This is a genomic window from Phenylobacterium sp., from assembly GCF_030697925.1.
Lineage (GTDB): Bacteria > Pseudomonadota > Alphaproteobacteria > Caulobacterales > Caulobacteraceae > Phenylobacterium.
The window spans coordinates 20,549-36,890 of sequence record NZ_JAUYOJ010000093.1 but is presented as its reverse complement, the minus strand read 5'-3'; the positions used below and the strand labels follow the sequence as shown (position 1 = coordinate 36,890).

The following is a 16,342-nucleotide window of genomic DNA, read 5'->3' as shown; positions in this document are numbered from 1 at the left end:
GGCCGTTCAGGAAGGCCCGTCTAGGGTGTCTCTCATCGGGGCAGGTCCTCGAGACAGGCACACTGAACTGGACGGAGACCAAGCCATGCGTAATTCCAACACCTCGAAACTGATGCGCGGCGCGGCCGTGGCCGGCCTTGCCGGCGTCCTGGCGGCCGGCGCGTTCTCGAGCGCCAACGCCCAGCAGTATCGCGCCCCCACCGGCGGCGGCATCGGCTCGATCGTCAGCTGTGACGCTCCCGGCGGCAAGCAGGCCGGCGGCGCCTTGATCGGCGCCCTGATCGGCGCGGCGGCCGGCTCGAACCTGGCTAAGAACGATCGCGGCACGGGGACGGCGATCGGCGCGGCGGCCGGCGCGGCGACCGGCTCCTATGTCGGCTGCAAGATGCAACGCGACCGCCAGGCCCAGACGGCCTACGGCCAGCCGTACGGCCATTCCTACGCCCAGCCGGCGACCTATGTTCAGAACGGCTACCGTCTGAACGGCAACTTGGCGCCGGCCAGGTTCGTCCGCGACGGCGGCGGGTTCGTCGCCACCTCGACCCTGAATCTGCGCGCGGCCCCGACCACCTCGTCGGCGCGGGTCGGCAGCCTGCGGGCCGGCGAGAGCTTCCAGGCTCTGGCCCGGGTGCGGGGCAGCGAATGGATCCTGGTGGGCCGCGGCGGCGTCGGCGTCGGCTATGTCCATGGCGCCTATGTCCAGCCGGCCGGCTACCAGCAGGCCAGCTACGGCTACTAGGCCCGCGCCTCGCACACGACCATCCACCCCCGGCGCACCCGCGCCGGGGGTTTTTCTTGGCCGGAAGGCCGCTGTTCGCACGGAGCAGGATGACGTTAGGGGTTGGTTTGCAATAAACGTCGTCGCAAGCCTTCCCCAAACCGAGCCCATGGCCGCCGACGATCGCAACAATCAGCGCCTGCAGTCCGTAGAGATCGACGAGGAATCCCTCGCCGCCGTCTCGCGCGACCAGGAGCAAGAACGCCAGATCGCGATCTTCGACCTGCTGGAGGAGAACCATTTCCTTCCCGAGGGCGCGGAGGCGGGGCCCTTTGACCTGCGCATGGGCCTGATCGAGAACCGCCTGGTCCTCGACGTCACAGGGCTCGGCTACGAAAAACGCCACATCCTGTCGCTCTCGCCGTTCCGCAGTCTGATCAAGGACTACTTCATGATCTGCGAGAGCTACTACCAGGCGATCCGCAACTCGACGCCGCAGCAGATCGAGGCCTTGGACATGGGCCGGCGCGGGCTGCACAACGAGGCCTCCGAACTCCTGCGCACGCGCCTGTTGGGCAAGATCGAGACCGACCTGGACACCGCCCGGCGGCTCTTCACCCTGATCTGCGCCCTGCACTGGCGGGGCTAGGGCGCATGGTCGATGACGTCGTACGCGCGCCTCTGCCCGGAGCCGTGCTGTTCGCCTGCAATTTCAACCGCGTCCGCTCGCCCATGGCCGAGGCGCTGCTGAAGCGCGCCCTGGGCGACCGGGTCTATGTGGACAGCTGCGGCCTGCGGCGGGACGCGACCGACGCCGGCGAGAACGTGGATCCGTTTGTGGCGGCGGTGATGGCCGAAATCTCCTGCGATGTGGCCGCGCACAACGCCAAGACCTTCGACGACCTCGAGGACGACAGCTTCGACCTGGTCGTCTCGCTCACCCCCGAAGCCCAGCACCGGGCCGTCGAGCTGACCCGCGGACGAGCGGCCGAGATCGAGTATTGGCCGACCTTCGATCCCACCCTGGCGGACGGTTCACGAGAGGCCCGCATGGCCGCCTATCGCGAGGTTCGCGACTCTCTGGCCGCCCGGATCGCCGAGCGATTCGGTCGCTAGGAACCCGCCGAACTGGCGCTAGCCATCGATCCGACGAGCGCGTAAAGCGCTCTGCGATACAATTGGCGCTACGGCTCGCCCGACTCATCGTGCGAACCGCTCGTCTTGGTCGTCGGTCAGTTTGGGAGCCTGCATGGCGAAGGAAGAACTTTTGGAGTTTCCGGGCACGGTCAGTGAAGTTCTGCCCAACGCCACATTCCGTGTGAAACTTGAAAACGAACACGAGATCATCGCCCACACCGCCGGCAAGATGCGTAAGAACCGCATCCGGGTCTCGGCCGGCGACAAGGTCCTCGTTGAAATGACGCCGTACGACCTTTCCAAAGGCCGCATCACCTTCCGCGTCCGCTAGGACCCGATTGCCACACATGACTCCGCAGCGCCTGGTGCTCGCCTCCGCAAGTCCCAGGCGGCTTGATCTCCTGCGTCAGATCGGCCTGACGCCCGACGCGGTGGACGCCGCCGAGATCGACGAGACCCCGCTGAAGAACGAGACGCCCCGGCAGAGCGCGCTGCGTCTGGCCTGCGCCAAGGCCGCGGCCGTGGCCGCCAAGCAGCCTGAGGCCTTCGTGCTGGCGGCCGACACGGTGGTGGCGGTGGGCAGCCGCATCCTGCCCAAGGTCGAGACGCAGGCCGAGGGTCGCAAGTGCCTGGAGCTGCTGTCGGGCCGCGCGCACCGTGTGCTGACCGGCGTCGCGGTCCAGGCCCCGGGCGGGCGCATGGCCAGTCGTCTGGTGGAGAGCCGCCTGCATTTCAAGCGCTTGCTCCCTGCCGAGATCGAGGCCTATCTGCAAGGCGGGGAAGGGGTCGGCAAGGCCGGCGGCTACGCCATCCAGGGCCGTGCGGGCGCCTTCGTCATGGCGATCCAGGGCTCCTATCCCGCTGTGGTCGGCCTGCCGCTCTATGAGACCCTGAACCTGCTGACCGGCCTTGGGTTCTCCAGGCCATGAGCGAGCGGCGCATCTACCTGGATCGCGGCGTTGGCGAGACCCGGGGCGTGGTGACGCTCGATGGGCGGCCCGAGCGGCTGCTGATCGCCCGCGACGGCGAATCGGCGACCGCCAAGCTCGGCGCGCGTCTGGTCGGCCGGGTCCGCAAGGTGGAGCCGGCCTTCGCCTCGGCCTTCATCGACCTAGGCGGGGTCGAGGCCCTGCTGTCCTTCAAGCCTGAAGCCCGGCCCGTCGAAGGCCAGTCGCTGGAAGTCGAGGTCCGCACCGAGGCGCGGGCCGGAAAGCTCGCCACCGTGCGCGCCATCGGGCCGGCCGAGGGCCCGCCGCGTTTGATCACCGCGGCGCCGGACATTGCCGAGCTGCTGGCCGGCTTCGCGCGCAACGTTCAGGTGATCGAAGGCCGCGAGGCCCGCCGCGCCGCCGACGAGGCCGAGGCCGACGCCCTGGATATCGTCCATCCGCTGCCCGGCGGCGGGACCCTGGCCATCGAACCCACCCGCGCCCTGGTGGCCATCGACGTCGATATCGGCGAGCGCAAGGGCCAGGACGCCAAGCGCGTCACCCGTCAGGCCAATCTCGCCGCCCTGGCTGTGGCCGGCCGGCTGTTGCGCCTCAAGAGCCTCGGCGGCATCGTGGTCATCGACCTCGTCGGCCGTGGCCACGATGGAAACGCCCTGATGACCGCCGCCCGCGCCGCCTTCGCCCCCGACAATCCTGGTGTCGCCATCGGCCCGGTCGGCCGCTTCGGCACCATGGAGCTGACCGTGCCGCGCCGGGCCCCGCCGGTGGCCGAACTGCTCTGCGACGCCAAGGGGCGGCTCACCGACCTGACCCTGGCCCTGCGGCTGATCCGCGCCATCGAGACCGAGGGCGCGGCCCAGCCCGGCGCGCGGCTCACCGCCGTCTGCGCCCCGGAGATCGCCGCCGCCGCCCAGCCGTTCGCGGCGGGACTGGCCGGCCGGATCGGCGCGCGCTTCGAGATCCGCCCTAACCCGGCCGCCCCACGCGAGCGCTTCGATGTGAGCGGCCGATGAGCGCCTGTCCCGTCTGCGGCAAACCGGTCCAGCCGGAGTACCGCCCGTTCTGCTCCAAACGCTGCGCTGACGTGGACCTGCATCGCTGGCTGAAGGGCAGCTACGCCATCCCCGTGAGCGACGAGGACGAGCACCCGGACGACGGAGACCCGGAAGACTAGCGACCTCGCTGGACAGCCGCGAAAGCCTCTTCTATAGACGCGGCTCCCGCGTTGGCGGGACCTAGGCCTGGGTAGCTCAGTTGGTAGAGCAGCGGATTGAAAATCCGCGTGTCGGTGGTTCGAATCCGCCCCCAGGCACCACTTCTCCCCCACGCAATCCAATGCCCTCGCCAGCGGCGCGACGCGCGGTGACGCTTCGTCGGAAGGCTGATCAATTGATTGCCTCCGTGGCGCCGGGTCGGCCCACCCTGTGGCCGTTCTGATACGGTCGTGCAACAAGCCGGTCTCTGCTGATTGACAACGTTGTTCGGCGCACCCTTTCATCGCGGTTTGACGCGTCAGGAATGGGAATCTGGTGACGAGCCGCCCCGCAGAGCCTGTCGGAACATTGGCCACCGCCCTGGCCCACGCCGCGCGTCTTCTGCCGTCCAACCCCGATCTCGCCGAGGCGCAGTCGCGCGAAATCCTCAAGGTCGCGCCGCAGCATCCAGACGCCGTGACCTTGCTCGCCGCCGCCCTGCGCAGGCAGGGCCGCTCCACCGCGGCGCTTGAAGTTCTGGGTCCGGCGACCGACGCCCGTCCGGACCTCGCCCAACTGCAGTTCGAAACCGCCCTGGCGCGGATGTCGCTCGGCGACGGGCCGGGCGCCATCACGGCCCTGCAGCGGGCGACGGCGCTGGCCCCCGACCATGCCCAGGCCTGGCGGGCGCTGGGCGACCAGCTCACCCTGGCCGAACGTACAGATGAGGCCGATGCCGCCTATGCCCGGCACATCAGGGCCTCCACCCGCGACCCGCAGCTGATCGAGGCGGCCACGGCGCTGTGCGAGAACAGGCTGGCCGTGGCCGAGCGGCTGCTGCGCGACTTCCTCAAGGTCCACCCGACCGACGTGGCCGCCATCCGAATGCTGGCCGAGACCGGCATGCGGCTCGGCCGCTACGACGACGCCGAAGCCCTGCTGGGCCGCGCTCTTGAACTGGCTCCCAGCTTCGCCGCCGCGCGGCAGAATTACGCCACCGTGCTCTATCGCCAGAACAAGGCCGCCCAGGCGGTGGCCCAGATCGACAAGCTGCTGGTCGACGATCCGCGCAATCCCGGCCACCGCAATCTGAAGGCCGCGGCGCTCGGCCGGATCGGCGAGTACGAGGCGGCCATCGAATGCTACGGTGGGGTGCTCGCCGACTTCCCCGGCCAGCCCAAGGTCTGGATGAGCTACGGGCATTCGCTGAAGACCGTCGGGCGACAGGCCGAGGCGGTCGAGGCCTATCGCCGGAGCCTGGCCATCGAGCCCGGCCTGGGCGAGGCCTATTGGAGCCTGGCCAACCTCAAGACGGTCCAGTTCACCGACGCCGACGTGGCGGCCATGCAGGGCCAGCTCGCGCGCACTGACATCTCCGACGAGGACCGTTTCCACCTGCATTTCGCATTGGGCAAGGCGCTGGAGGACGCAGCTCGCTATGAGGAGTCCTTCGCCCACTACGACCAGGGCGCGGCCCTGCGCCGCGCCGGCCTCGACTACGACCCCGACGAGACCTCGCGCCATGTGGCCCGCTCCAGGGCGGTGTTCACGCGGGAATTCTTCGCCGAGCGGGCGGGGCAGGGGTCCCCGGCACCCGATCCGATCTTCATCGTCGGCCTGCCGCGCGCCGGCTCCACCCTGATCGAGCAGATCCTGGCCAGCCATTCGCAGGTCGAGGGCACCCAGGAACTGCCCGACATCATCGCCATGGCCCGGCGCCTGGGCGGCAAGCCGCGCGAGGGCAAGTCGCCGGACTATCCCGAAGGCCTGGACAAGCTCGACGCCGCGCAGATCCAGGCCCTGGGCGAGGAGTTTCTGGCCCGCACCCAGGTGCACCGCAAACTCGGCCGGCCGTTCTTCATCGACAAGATGCCGAACAACTTCGCCCATGCCGGCCTGATCGCGCTGATCCTGCCGAACGCGAAGATCATCGACGCCCGCCGTCATCCGCTGGGCTGCTGCTTCTCAGGCTTCAAGCAGCACTTCGCCCGCGGCCAGGGCTTCACCTACAGCCTCTCCGACATCGGCCGCTACTACGCCGACTATGTGGAGCTGATGGCTCATTTCGACGCCGTCCTGCCGGGCCGCGTCCACCGGGTCATCTATGAGGAGATGGTCGCCGACCCCGAGCGCGAGGTCCGCCGCCTGCTCGACCATTGCGGCCTACCGTTCGAGGAAGGCTGCCTGCGCTTCTACGAAAACGACCGCGCGGTGCGGACCGCTAGCTCCGAGCAGGTCCGCCGGCCGATCTTCGCCGAAGCCACCGACCATTGGCGCAACTACGAGCCCTGGCTCGGCCCGCTCAAGGCCGAACTGGGACCTGTGCTGAAAACCTACCCACACGCGCCATGAGGCGCGGGGGCAACTGAGGGGTGACCATGAGACTGAGAACATCGCCAAGGACGTTGCCGGCGGCCCTGCTGGCCACGACCATGTTGACCGGCCTGGCGGCTCCGGCGTTCGCGCAGACAGCCCTGGAAGAGGTGGTCGTCACCGCCCAGAAGCGGTCGGAGAACCTGCAGGACGTTCCGATCAGCATCCAGGCGCTCGGGACCGAAAAGCTGGATGAGCTGCAGGTTTCGGACTTCGCCGACTATGTGAAGTTCCTGCCCAGCGTGACCATCAAGTCGAGCGGGCCGGGCTTTAGCACCGTCTACATGCGCGGCGTGGCCTCCGGCGAGAACAACAACCACTCCGGTCCGCTGCCCAGCGTCGGCGTCTATCTCGACGAACAGCCGGTGACGACCATCACCGGCCCGCTGGACATCCACGTCTACGACATCGCTCGGGTCGAGGTCTTGGCCGGACCCCAGGGCACGCTCTACGGCGCCAGCTCCCAGGCCGGCACCATCCGCATCATCACCAACAAGCCGTCCGTCGCGGGCTTCGAGGCTGGGTACGACCTTGAGGTCAACCACCTGAGCCACGGCGCCTATGGCGCCTCGGCCGAGGGCTTCCTCAACCAACCGCTGGGCGACCGCGCGGCCATACGTCTGGTCGGCTGGGCGGTGCACGACGGGGGCTATATCGACAACGTCCCCGCATCGTTCACCTATCCGACCGGCAATATCACCGTGGACAACGCCGCCTTCGTGGAAGGCAACTACAATGAGGTTGATACGGCGGGCGCCCGTGCGGCGCTGAAGATCGACCTGAACGACAATTGGACCGTCACCCCCACCCTGATGGGGCAGCGGACCCAGGCCGACGGCGGTTTCGCGATCAATCCCGCGCTCGGCAAGTTCAAGAACAGCCGCTTCCGGCCCGAACAGTCGGACGACAAGTGGTTCCAGGCGTCGCTGACCGTCGAGGGCAAGGTCTCGAATCTCGATCTCACCTATGCCGGCGCCTACATGAAGCGCTGGGTCGATACGGAGTCGGACTATTCCGACTACTCGTACTTCTACGACACGCTGTTCGGTTATGGCGCTTACCTGACCGATGACGGCGGCAACTTCATCGACACGACGCAGTACATCCAGGGCAAGGACTACTACACCAAGCAGAGCCACGAACTTCGGCTGGCGACGCCCACCGACTACCGGCTGCACGGCTTGGCGGGCCTGTTCTACCAGAAGCAGACCCACAATATTCAGCAGCGCTACCGGGTCGATCGGCTGGCGACCGCCACAGAGGTGCCCGGCTGGCCCGACACCCTGTGGCTGACCAAGCAGCTTCGCACCGACCGCGACTACGCGGCCTTCGTCGACGCGACCTTCGACGTCACCGACCAGTTGTCGGTCACGGGCGGCATCCGCTTCTTCAAGTCCAACAATTCATTGGAGGGCTTCTTCGGCTTCGGGACCGGCTACTCCTCGGGCACAGGCGTCGCCGCCTGCTTCGGCCCGGCGATCGTCGAGGGCGGGCCCTGCACCAATGTCGACAAGTCGGTGAAGGAGACCGGCGAGACCTACCGGGTGAACGCCCAGTACAAGATCGACGACGACAAGATGGTCTACGCGACCTACTCGACCGGCTTCCGGCCGGGCGGCATCAACCGGCGCGGCACGCTTCCCCCGTACAAGTCGGACTTCCTCAAGAACCTCGAGGCCGGCTGGAAGACGACGTGGCTGGGCGGCATGTTGCGCTGGAACGGCGCCGTCTATTCCGAGAAGTGGGACGACTTCCAGTTCTCGTTCCTGGGCGCCAACGGCCTGACCGAGATCCGCAACGCCGGCAAGGCCAAGATGCGCGGCGTCGAATCCGACATCAACTGGCTGGTGACCGAGGGCCTAACCCTCACCGGCTCGGCGGCCTACACCAAGGCCGAGCTGGACGAGGACTATGTCCCCAATCCAGCCGCGCCGCCGGAGGCTTTGAAAGGCACCTCCCTGCCGATCACGCCCAAGTTCAAGGCCAATCTCGTGGCCCGTTACGAGTGGCCGATCGGCGAGATGGACGCTCACGTGCAGGGCGCCCTGGCCTATACGGGGTCGAACTATCCGGACCTGACCATCGATGACCGCGCGGTGGTGGGCAAGATCTCGTCCTACACGACCGTCGATCTGACGACGGGCCTGGAGAAGGGCTCGTGGCGCGTCGAGGCCTACGTGAAGAACCTCTTCGACGAGGACGGCGAACTGAACAGGTTCGTCCAATGCAACACCTCCGTCTGCAGCCGCGTCTACACGATCCCGATCCGGCCCAGGACGATCGGCTTCCGGTTCGGCCAATCGTTCTGAGCGGACGGTTCTCTCGCGAGCTCGCCCCGGTCCGCCGCCAGGCGCTGATCGAGGCGACGCTCGCGAGCCTCGCCGCCCGGGGCCTGGGCGCGGTGTCGGTGCGTGACGTCGCCGTCCGCGCTGGCGTCTCGCCCGGCCTCGTGCGCCATCACTTTGGCAGCTTCGGCGCCCTGCTGGTGGAGGCCTATCGCCATGTGGTCCAGCGGGTGGACGACCACATAGACTCCGCGATGGCGGGGGCCGGCGAGGATCCCGATCGCCGGTTGGCGGCTTTCATCGCGGCCAGCTTCTCGCCGACCATCGTCGATCGCGACCTGCTCTCGGCCTGGCTGGGCTTCTGGGGCCTAGTCCGCACCGATCCCGAGGCCGCGCGCCTGCACGCCGAGACCTACGGCGCCTATCGCGGTCGGATCGAAACCCTGCTGGCCGCCGCCGCGCGGGCGCGGGGCAGGGCGATCGACGTGCGCGCCGGCGCGCTCGGCCTTTCGGCCATGCTGGACGGACTGTGGCTCGAACTCTGCCTCGACCCCGCCACCTTCACCCCCGCCGAGGCCACCCGGCTCGCCGCCGACTGGACCGCACGCTTCCTTCAAGGCGGAGACGCGGTCTAGCCCTTGCACACGATCTCTTGTTATACGAGTGTATAGCAACGTCGATATGGGGTCGCCGCGATGAGTCCTGAGATCGAACGCAGTCTGCCGGCCTGGATCTACAGCGATCCCGGTTTCTTCGAACGGGAGCGTGAGAGCGTCTTCCGCAGCGCCTGGCAGGTGGTCTGCCACGTCAACGACGTACCGAACGCCGGCGACTACCAGACCCTCGACTTCCTGGGCGAGCAGGTGCTGGTCCTGCGCGGAAGCGACGGCGAGGTGCGCAGCTTCCACAACGCCTGCCGCCATCGCGCCGCGCGGCTGGCCGACGGCTCGCACGGCAATTGCGGCCACCGGCTGGTCTGCCCCTATCACGCCTGGAGCTACGGCCTGGACGGCGCCCTGCTGCGCACCCCGCCCTGGCAGGGCTTCGGCGACCTGGACCTCAGCCAGCACGGCCTGGCGCCCGTGGAGCAGGAGATCTTCCTGGGCTTCGTTTTCGTCCGCTTCGCGCCGGGCCTGCCCGGCGTGGCCGAGATGATGGCGCCCTATCTGGACGAACTGGCGCCCCATGGCTTCGAGACCCTGGTCCCCCAGGGCCGGGTCACCCTGCGGCCCCGTTCGGTCAACTGGAAGAACGTCGCCGACAACTATGCCGACGGCCTGCACATCCCGGTGGCACATCCGGGCCTCACGCGCCTGTTCGGCCCCAGCTACGCCATGGAGGCCCAGCCCTGGGTCGACAAGCTGTGGGGCGAGGTCTCCGAGACGCCGTCGTCCAACTGGTCGGAGCGCGGCTACCAGGCCCTGATGCCGGTGTTCGAACACCTCCCGCCGGAACAGCGCCGCCGCTGGAGCTACTACAAGCTCTGGCCGAACCTCGCCTTCGACGTCTATCCGGACCAGGTGGACTTCATGCAGTTCGTCCCGGTCTCCCCGACGGAGACATTGATCCGCGAAATCTCCTACGCCCGGCCCGACAGCCGGCGCGAGGCGCGCGCCGCGCGTTACCTCAACTGGCGCATCAACCGCCAGGTCAACGCCGAGGACACGGTGCTGATCCAGCGGGTCCAGGACGGCATGGGATCCTCCTCCTATGTCAGCGGCCCCCTGTCGCCCGACGAGGTCTGCCTGGCGAGCTTCGCGCGGCGGCTGAAGGCCGACATCCCCGAGGCGGGCCTCCCGCACCCTCCGGCAAAGGCGGCCTGACATGGCGAGCGAACGCGACATCCTGATCGTCGGCGGCGGCCATAACGGCCTGGTCTGCGCGGCCTATCTCGCCGCGGCGGGCCTCAAGGTCACGGTGCTGGAGCGCCGGAGCGTGGTCGGCGGCGCGGCGGTGACCGAGGAGTTCCATCCGGGCTTCCGCAACTCGGTGGCCAGCTACACCGTCTCGCTGCTCAATCCGAAGGTCATCGCCGACCTCGACCTGCATCGCCACGGCCTGAAGATCGTCGAACGCAAGGTGTCGAACTTCCTGCCTGTGCCCGGCGGCTACCTGGCCACCGGCGACGGGCGCACCAAATCCGAGGTCGCCAAGTTCTCGCAGAAGGACGCCGATCGCCTCGACGCCTATGGCGACCGCCTGGAGGCTATCGCCGACGTCCTGCGCGACCTGGTCCTGCAGACCCCGCCCAACCTGGTGGAGGGGGGCCTGGTCCAGGCTATTCCCGAGCTGCTGAAGAGCGCCAGCCTCGGGCGACGGCTCAGCCATCTCGACCTCACCGCCAAGCGCGACCTGCTGGCCCTGTTTGCCCAGTCGGCCGGCGACTGGCTGGACGGCTGGTTCGAGAGCGATCCGATCAAGGCCGTCTACGGCTTCGACGGCGTGGTTGGGAACTATGCCAGTCCCTACACGCCGGGCTCGGCCTATGTCCTGCTCCACCACGTCTTTGGCGAGGTGAACGGCAAGAAGGGCGCCTGGGGCCACGCAATCGGCGGCATGGGCGCCATCACCCAGGCCATGGCCGCCTGCTGCCGCGAGCGCGGCGTGGAGATCCGCACCGACGTCCCCATCGCCGAGATCCTAGTCGAGAAGGGTCGGGCCGTGGGCGTGGTCACCGAGAAGGGCGAGACCCTCCGAGGCCGCGCCGTGGTCTCCAACCTCAATCCCAAGCTGCTGTTCGGCAAGCTGGTCGACCGTTCGTTCCAGCCGCCCGATTTCGCCGAGCGCATCGACCGCTATCGCAGCGGCTCGGGCACCTTCCGGATGAACGTGGCGCTCTCCAAGCTGCCCGACTTCTCCTGCCTGCCGGGGCCGGGCGACCACCTGACCGCCGGCATCATCATCGCGCCCAGCCTGGCCTATATGGAGCAGGCCTATGCCGACGCCCGCGCCCACGGCTGGTCCAAGGCGCCCATCGTCGAGATGCTGATCCCGTCCACCCTGGACGACAGCCTGGCGCCGGCGGGTCAGCATGTGGCCAGCCTGTTCTGCCAGCACGTGGCGCCAACCCTCTCCGGCGGGCGTTCCTGGGACGACCACCGCGAGGAGGTGGCCGACCTGATGATCGCCACGGTAGAGGCCCAGGCCCCCGGCTTCGCGGCCTCCGTGGTCGGCCGCCAGGTCTTGTCGCCGCTCGATCTTGAGCGCACCTTCGGCCTGAGCGGGGGCGACATCATGCACGGCAATCTCAGCCTGGATCAGATGTTCTCGGCGCGCCCGGTCCTGGGCGCGGGCGACTACCGCACCCCCATCGCCGGCCTCTACCAGTGCGGCGCCGGCACCCATCCCGGCGGCGGCGTCACCGGGGCCCCAGGCCACAACGCCGCGCGCGAGATCATCAAGGACGCGCGCCGCGGTCGGCTCAGGACCGCATGAGCCAAGGGAGGGACGGCGTGGCGGCCGACGCCCCCTCCGGCCCCGGCGTGGCGCGTGGCCTCGGCCCCTTCGCGGCGACCTTCCTGGTGGCCGGCAACATGATCGGCTCGGGAGTCTTCCTGTTGCCGGCCTCGCTGGCGGCCATCGGCAGCGCCAGCGTCATCGGCTGGGCGGTGGCCTCGGTGGGCGGCCTGGTCCTGGCCCTGGTCTTCGCCCTGCTGGGGATCATGCGGCCGGATGTGAACGGCCTGGTGCGCTACCCTGCAGACGGCCTGCATCCGGCCTTCGGGTTCCTGTCCTGGAGCGCCTACTGGGTCGCGGCCTGGATCGGCAATGTCGCCATCGCCATCGCCGCCGTCGGCTATCTGGCGGTCTTCCTGCCCGGACTGATCGGCCCGGTCGCGACCCTGACGACCACCCTGGTCATCATCTGGCTGATAGCGGCGGCCAATCTCTGGGGGCCGCGGGTCGTGGTCTGGCTGGCCGCCTCGACCCTGCTGATCGGGCTGATCCCGATCCTCGCCGCCATCGGCCTGGGGGTCCTGCGCTTCGATCCCGAGATCTTCTGGGGTTCCTGGAACGTCAGCGGCCAGCCCCTGAGCAGGGTCGTGCCGGGGTCGCTGGTGATGATCTTCTGGGCCTTCATGGGGCTGGAGAGCGCTAGCGTCGCCGCCGCCGCGGTCGACAATCCCCGCCGCAATCTGCCGATCGCGGCCCTGGGCGGCGTGGCCCTGGCCTCGCTGGTCTACACCACCGCCACCGCCGCGGTGATGGGGGTGATCCCGGCCGAACGGCTGGCCGCCTCCACCGCCCCCTTCGCCGACATGGTCGCCATCGCCGCGGGCCCCATCGCCGGTGCGGTGGTGGCCGCCTGCGCGCTCGCCAAGACCCTGGGCACCTTGGGCGGCTGGGTGCTGGTCGCCGCCGAGGCCGGCCGGGTGGGGGCCGCCAGCGGCTATCTCCCCAAGGCGCTCTCGACCCCGGGCCTGCGCACCACCCCGGTCCGCGACATCCTGTTGGTGGCCCTGCTCATGTCCCTGGCGACCCTGGCCACCCTGTCGCCGACCCTGACCAAACAGTTCAACGCGTTGATCAACGCGTCGGTCCTGCTGATCCTTGGCGTCTACATCCTCTGCGCACTGGCGCTGGTCCGTTTCGCGTCGGCGATCGAGAACCCCGCGCGCCGGGGGGCCGCCCGCCTCATTGGCCTGGCGGCCGCGGCCTTCTGCGTCTGGATGATCGTGGCGTCGCTCTAGCGGGCCGCCGCCACGCTCTTGATCAGTCGATAGTCGAACTCCACCGCCTCGCTGAAGGCCTTGGCGCTGATCCGTTCGTCGCGGCCGTGGGCGCGGTTGTCGTCCACGTCGCTCCAGATCGCGCCGACCGCATAGCTCGGCATCCCGGCCGTGCGCGTATAGACGCTGTCGGAGGCGCCGAGGTCCATGTGCGGCTGCACGGGCACGCCGGGCCACATGCCCTGCACCACCTTGGTCAGTCGCGCGAACAGGGCGGGATCGTAGGGCGAATCCGGCGCCGGGGCGGCCGGCCAGACGACGCTGACCTCGAGGCCGGGATCGGCCACCGCCTCGACCAGCTTGGCGCGCACCGCCGCCTCGCTGTCGGTGGGCATCATGCGGCATTGGATGACGGCGCGGGCGCGCTGGGGCAGGGCGTTTTCCGCATGCCCGCCCGACAGTCCCGTCGCCACGCAGGTCGTGCGTAGCCGAGCATTGCGGGCGGGCGCGGCGCTCAGCCGCTCGGCGGCGGCGAGATCGGTGGGCTCTTTGGACACCGCCAGCATGTCGGCGGCGACCTGGCCGCTCTCCAACCCCGCGGACTTGGCGAAATAACCGCGCGTGGTGGGGGTGGTCACCACGGGGAACTTGAACGCCTCGATGCGCGAGAGCCCCTTGGCCAGGCGATAGATCGCGTTGTCGGGCTCCGGGATGGAAGAGTGACCGCCCTTGTTGGTCGCCTCCAGCTGGAAGGTGACATAGACCTTCTCGCTGGTCTGCACCCCGTAGGACAGGCGCTGGTCGCCGCGTAGCGAACCGCCGCCGCCGTCGCTGTTCATCACCAGGCCGGCGTCCACCAGCGGCCTCTGGGTCTTCACCAGCCAGTCCACCCCGTTGGCGTCGCCGCCCTCCTCGTCGCTGGTGAAGGCGAAGATCATGTCGCGGTCGGGGACGAACCCCTCCTGCCGGGCGCGGACCAGGGCGGCCAGCAGGGCGGCGATCTCGCCCTTCATGTCCTGCACGCCGCGGCCATACAGCCAGCCGTCCTTCTCGGTGAGGGCGAAGGGCTCGACGGTCCAGTCCTCCCGCCTGGCCTCGACCACGTCCAGGTGGCTGATCCACAGCACGGGCTTGGCCTTCGCCGCCTTGGCCCGCAGCCGCACGATCGCCTGGCCCTGCGTCGGATGCCCGGGAATCGCCAGCACGGTCACGTCGGCCGGGGCGAATCCAGCCGCCAGCATCCGCTTTTTGATCGCCTCGGCGGCGGGGAGGGTCCCGTGGTCGTGCACGGTGTTGACGGCGATGAGCTCGGCCAGGATCTCACGGGCCAGGGCCAGGTTGGCCGGCGGCGGGGTCTGGGCCCGCGCCGGGCTGCTCAGCAGGGCCGCGGCGCTTAGCCCCGCGACCAGGATTCGCCCGTAACCCATGACTGTCCCCTCGACCTCGACGCGCCCGCCTCAGGCCGCCCGAGTGTGGGTCGCCCGGCGGCGCCTGTCCACGGGGCGGCGTCATAGAACCGACCAAGTCTGCGGCGAGGTTCCAGGCGGGCGGGGGCCCACCCTGTGCGCGGCCGGGAACGGTCGTGGAGACGCGCATGCCGCCGCCCAAGGACGATCCGCCCAGTCCGTTCGCCACCAACTCCGCCTGGGGCGGTCAGCCGCGCCCGGTGTTCCGCATCGGGCCACTGCCCAAGGCCGGGAGGCTGCCGCCGCCATCCAGGCCCTCCCTGGCCCATGTCGCGCCCCAGCCGACCGTCGCCCCGCCGCGGCCCGGAATCCTGACGGGCTCGCTCATTCCGGCGGCCGCGCCTCACCCCCCGGTCACGGCGCCTCCCGTCGCGGTCCCGCCCGCCGCCGTCGCCAGGACCGAACCGCCGCGGGCCGCCGAGCCGCCGCCGCCGCCTCTGGCCGCGGCGGTCGAGGCTCCGGTCTTCAATTCCATTCTGCCGAGAACCGCCCCGCGACGCGCGCCAAACCGCCTGCCGCTGGTCGCCGGAGCCGGCGCCCTCGCCGTGATCGCGGTGGTCACGGTGGTGACGATCGCCGCGCGTCAGGGCACGGTGGCCGCCGACCGCGCCGTCCGTCCTGCGCCGGTTCAGGCGGCGGCAAGCACGCCTCCCGCCGCGGCGCCCCTCGAGACGGCCGCCGTCGCCCAACCCGCCCCGCCGCCCGCCCCACGGCGCGCGGCGCTCGCGGCGCCGCGCCGTGGGTCGGCGCGAGCCTCGCAGCCGAACCCGACGCCCGCAGAGATCGTCGCCCCGCCGCTCGTGGTCCCCCCGCCGGAGACCGCGCCACCGCCCGTCATCGCCGCGCCGCCGGCCGCCCCGGTGGCGATCGCCCCGCCGCCCGATCCGGAAGCGGCCATGACCACCCGCACCCCGAACGACCGGTAGAGCTTGCTGCGTAAGGCCTGAGTGACATTCCAGAGGCGATGGGCGCCTCCCGCGGCGGTATGTCCCGCGAGACACGCTCCCCCGTCGACGGCCCGCGAGTCGGCGAACGCGGGTTGACTCGGACCCCTCCGGCTCCCATTTGCCCGCCAAGGCTGGGACGCGACCGAAATTCGGGCGCCCTGCCGAAAAATCGGATCGCGAGCCGGGTTATTTCGAGACCGGTGTTCCGCCAGCTATGCTGCGGCGCAATATATATTTTCAGCTATAAGTAGAAAATTGCGCAAGATTACTTATGCAGCACATTGTGCACTGCAACAATGCTGCGGGTCGCGAAGCATGCCCAGGGTCGGCCCTCGGAGTAACACCCCTTGACGCCCGTAATAGGGGTTGCCAAAGGACCCCTGCCGCACGTCTAACATGGCGGTTAAGACTTCAGCTTCCCTTCGGGGAAACCGAGGTCGCTCCCGCCTTCGGAACGTTGCGCTTCACGAGTTCGTTGAAGCGTTGGCGTAACGGGTCGGGCGCAGCGAAAGCGGCTCTGGCGTTTTGTCCGGCGGTTACCGGACGAGCGGCGGGCTTTAACTAGGGTGGAGACGCTCTCGCGCGACGACCCTCGGTCCAAAC

Annotated in this window: 15 protein-coding genes and 1 tRNA gene; 15 read left to right on the top strand and 1 reads right to left on the bottom strand. The window is 69.3% G+C overall.

The window, feature by feature from the left end:
* Positions 1-85: 85 nt before the first annotated feature.
* From Q8Q88_RS08870 to Q8Q88_RS08805, 14 genes are all read left to right on the top strand, one after another.
* The gene (locus tag Q8Q88_RS08870; protein WP_305674834.1) at positions 86-739 is read left to right on the top strand and encodes an SH3 domain-containing protein; all 654 of its coding nucleotides are present in this window, start codon (positions 86-88) and stop codon (positions 737-739) included.
* Between the two features lie 148 nt (positions 740-887).
* Complete coding sequence (locus Q8Q88_RS08865; RefSeq protein WP_305674833.1) at positions 888-1,367, top strand: UPF0262 family protein; 480 nt, start codon at positions 888-890, stop codon at positions 1,365-1,367.
* A gap of 5 nt (positions 1,368-1,372) precedes the next feature.
* The gene (locus Q8Q88_RS08860) at positions 1,373-1,834 is read left to right on the top strand and encodes a low molecular weight phosphatase family protein (RefSeq protein ID WP_305674832.1); all 462 of its coding nucleotides are present in this window, start codon (positions 1,373-1,375) and stop codon (positions 1,832-1,834) included.
* Between the two features lie 133 nt (positions 1,835-1,967).
* Positions 1,968-2,186, top strand: a complete 219-nt coding sequence (gene infA / locus Q8Q88_RS08855) for a translation initiation factor IF-1 (RefSeq protein ID WP_305674831.1) — start codon at positions 1,968-1,970, stop codon at positions 2,184-2,186.
* A gap of 16 nt (positions 2,187-2,202) precedes the next feature.
* On the top strand, positions 2,203-2,784 hold the full coding sequence (locus Q8Q88_RS08850) for a nucleoside triphosphate pyrophosphatase (protein WP_305674830.1): 582 nt from the start codon (positions 2,203-2,205) through the stop codon (positions 2,782-2,784).
* Positions 2,781-3,818, top strand: a complete 1,038-nt coding sequence (locus Q8Q88_RS08845; protein WP_305674829.1) for a ribonuclease E/G — start codon at positions 2,781-2,783, stop codon at positions 3,816-3,818. The genes Q8Q88_RS08850 and Q8Q88_RS08845 overlap by 4 nt, the downstream gene beginning before the upstream one ends.
* Positions 3,815-3,979: a DNA gyrase inhibitor YacG gene (locus Q8Q88_RS08840; RefSeq protein ID WP_305674828.1), complete on the top strand. Its 165-nt coding sequence runs from the start codon at positions 3,815-3,817 to the stop codon at positions 3,977-3,979. The genes Q8Q88_RS08845 and Q8Q88_RS08840 overlap by 4 nt, the downstream gene beginning before the upstream one ends.
* A 65-nt stretch (positions 3,980-4,044) precedes the next feature.
* Positions 4,045-4,120 (top strand) — tRNA-Phe (locus tag Q8Q88_RS08835).
* A 214-nt stretch (positions 4,121-4,334) separates the two neighbouring features.
* A complete protein-coding gene (locus tag Q8Q88_RS08830; RefSeq protein ID WP_305674827.1) occupies positions 4,335-6,350 on the top strand; it encodes a tetratricopeptide repeat-containing sulfotransferase family protein in 2,016 nt (671 codons plus the stop codon).
* A 26-nt stretch (positions 6,351-6,376) separates the two neighbouring features.
* The gene (locus tag Q8Q88_RS08825) at positions 6,377-8,680 is read left to right on the top strand and encodes a TonB-dependent receptor (RefSeq protein WP_305674826.1); all 2,304 of its coding nucleotides are present in this window, start codon (positions 6,377-6,379) and stop codon (positions 8,678-8,680) included.
* Positions 8,596-9,291, top strand: coding sequence for a transcriptional regulator BetI (gene betI / locus Q8Q88_RS08820; protein ID WP_305674825.1), 696 nt, complete (start codon positions 8,596-8,598; stop codon positions 9,289-9,291). The genes Q8Q88_RS08825 and betI overlap by 85 nt, the downstream gene beginning before the upstream one ends.
* Positions 9,292-9,351: 60 nt before the next feature.
* Positions 9,352-10,479, top strand: coding sequence for an aromatic ring-hydroxylating dioxygenase subunit alpha (locus Q8Q88_RS08815; RefSeq protein ID WP_305674824.1), 1,128 nt, complete (start codon positions 9,352-9,354; stop codon positions 10,477-10,479).
* Position 10,480: 1 nt separating this feature from the next.
* A complete protein-coding gene (locus Q8Q88_RS08810) occupies positions 10,481-12,091 on the top strand; it encodes an NAD(P)/FAD-dependent oxidoreductase (protein WP_305674823.1) in 1,611 nt (536 codons plus the stop codon).
* On the top strand, positions 12,088-13,347 hold the full coding sequence (locus Q8Q88_RS08805) for an amino acid permease (RefSeq protein ID WP_305674822.1): 1,260 nt from the start codon (positions 12,088-12,090) through the stop codon (positions 13,345-13,347). Before Q8Q88_RS08810 ends, Q8Q88_RS08805 begins: the two co-directional genes overlap by 4 nt.
* Here the strand turns inward: Q8Q88_RS08805 and Q8Q88_RS08800 are convergent.
* On the bottom strand, positions 13,344-14,753 hold the full coding sequence (locus Q8Q88_RS08800; protein WP_305674821.1) for a M20/M25/M40 family metallo-hydrolase: 1,410 nt from the start codon (positions 14,751-14,753) through the stop codon (positions 13,344-13,346). The two genes, Q8Q88_RS08805 and Q8Q88_RS08800, sit on opposite strands and share 4 nt — an antisense overlap.
* Positions 14,754-14,920: 167 nt before the next feature.
* Here Q8Q88_RS08800 and Q8Q88_RS08795 point away from each other — a divergent pair, with 167 nt between their 5' ends.
* Entirely contained in the window at positions 14,921-15,718 is a 798-nt protein-coding gene (locus tag Q8Q88_RS08795) for a hypothetical protein (RefSeq protein WP_305674820.1), read from the top strand.
* Positions 15,719-16,342 lie beyond the last annotated feature (624 nt).

What these genes read in the sequence shown, in the direction of transcription:
- Q8Q88_RS08870 (WP_305674834.1), top strand. Translation starts at nt 86, where the DNA reads ATGCGTAATTCCAACACCTCGAAACTGATGCGCGGCGCGGCCGTGGCC.
- Q8Q88_RS08865 (WP_305674833.1), top strand. Translation starts at nt 888, where the DNA reads ATGGCCGCCGACGATCGCAACAATCAGCGCCTGCAGTCCGTAGAGATC.
- Q8Q88_RS08860 (WP_305674832.1), top strand. Translation starts at nt 1,373, where the DNA reads ATGGTCGATGACGTCGTACGCGCGCCTCTGCCCGGAGCCGTGCTGTTC.
- infA (WP_305674831.1), top strand. Translation starts at nt 1,968, where the DNA reads ATGGCGAAGGAAGAACTTTTGGAGTTTCCGGGCACGGTCAGTGAAGTT.
- Q8Q88_RS08850 (WP_305674830.1), top strand. Translation starts at nt 2,203, where the DNA reads ATGACTCCGCAGCGCCTGGTGCTCGCCTCCGCAAGTCCCAGGCGGCTT.
- Q8Q88_RS08845 (WP_305674829.1), top strand. Translation starts at nt 2,781, where the DNA reads ATGAGCGAGCGGCGCATCTACCTGGATCGCGGCGTTGGCGAGACCCGG.
- Q8Q88_RS08840 (WP_305674828.1), top strand. Translation starts at nt 3,815, where the DNA reads ATGAGCGCCTGTCCCGTCTGCGGCAAACCGGTCCAGCCGGAGTACCGC.
- Q8Q88_RS08825 (WP_305674826.1), top strand. Translation starts at nt 6,377, where the DNA reads ATGAGACTGAGAACATCGCCAAGGACGTTGCCGGCGGCCCTGCTGGCC.
- betI (WP_305674825.1), top strand. Translation starts at nt 8,596, where the DNA reads ATGCAACACCTCCGTCTGCAGCCGCGTCTACACGATCCCGATCCGGCC.
- Q8Q88_RS08815 (WP_305674824.1), top strand. Translation starts at nt 9,352, where the DNA reads ATGAGTCCTGAGATCGAACGCAGTCTGCCGGCCTGGATCTACAGCGAT.
- Q8Q88_RS08810 (WP_305674823.1), top strand. Translation starts at nt 10,481, where the DNA reads ATGGCGAGCGAACGCGACATCCTGATCGTCGGCGGCGGCCATAACGGC.
- Q8Q88_RS08805 (WP_305674822.1), top strand. Translation starts at nt 12,088, where the DNA reads ATGAGCCAAGGGAGGGACGGCGTGGCGGCCGACGCCCCCTCCGGCCCC.
- Q8Q88_RS08800 (WP_305674821.1), bottom strand. Translation starts at nt 14,753, where the DNA reads ATGGGTTACGGGCGAATCCTGGTCGCGGGGCTAAGCGCCGCGGCCCTG.
- Q8Q88_RS08795 (WP_305674820.1), top strand. Translation starts at nt 14,921, where the DNA reads ATGCCGCCGCCCAAGGACGATCCGCCCAGTCCGTTCGCCACCAACTCC.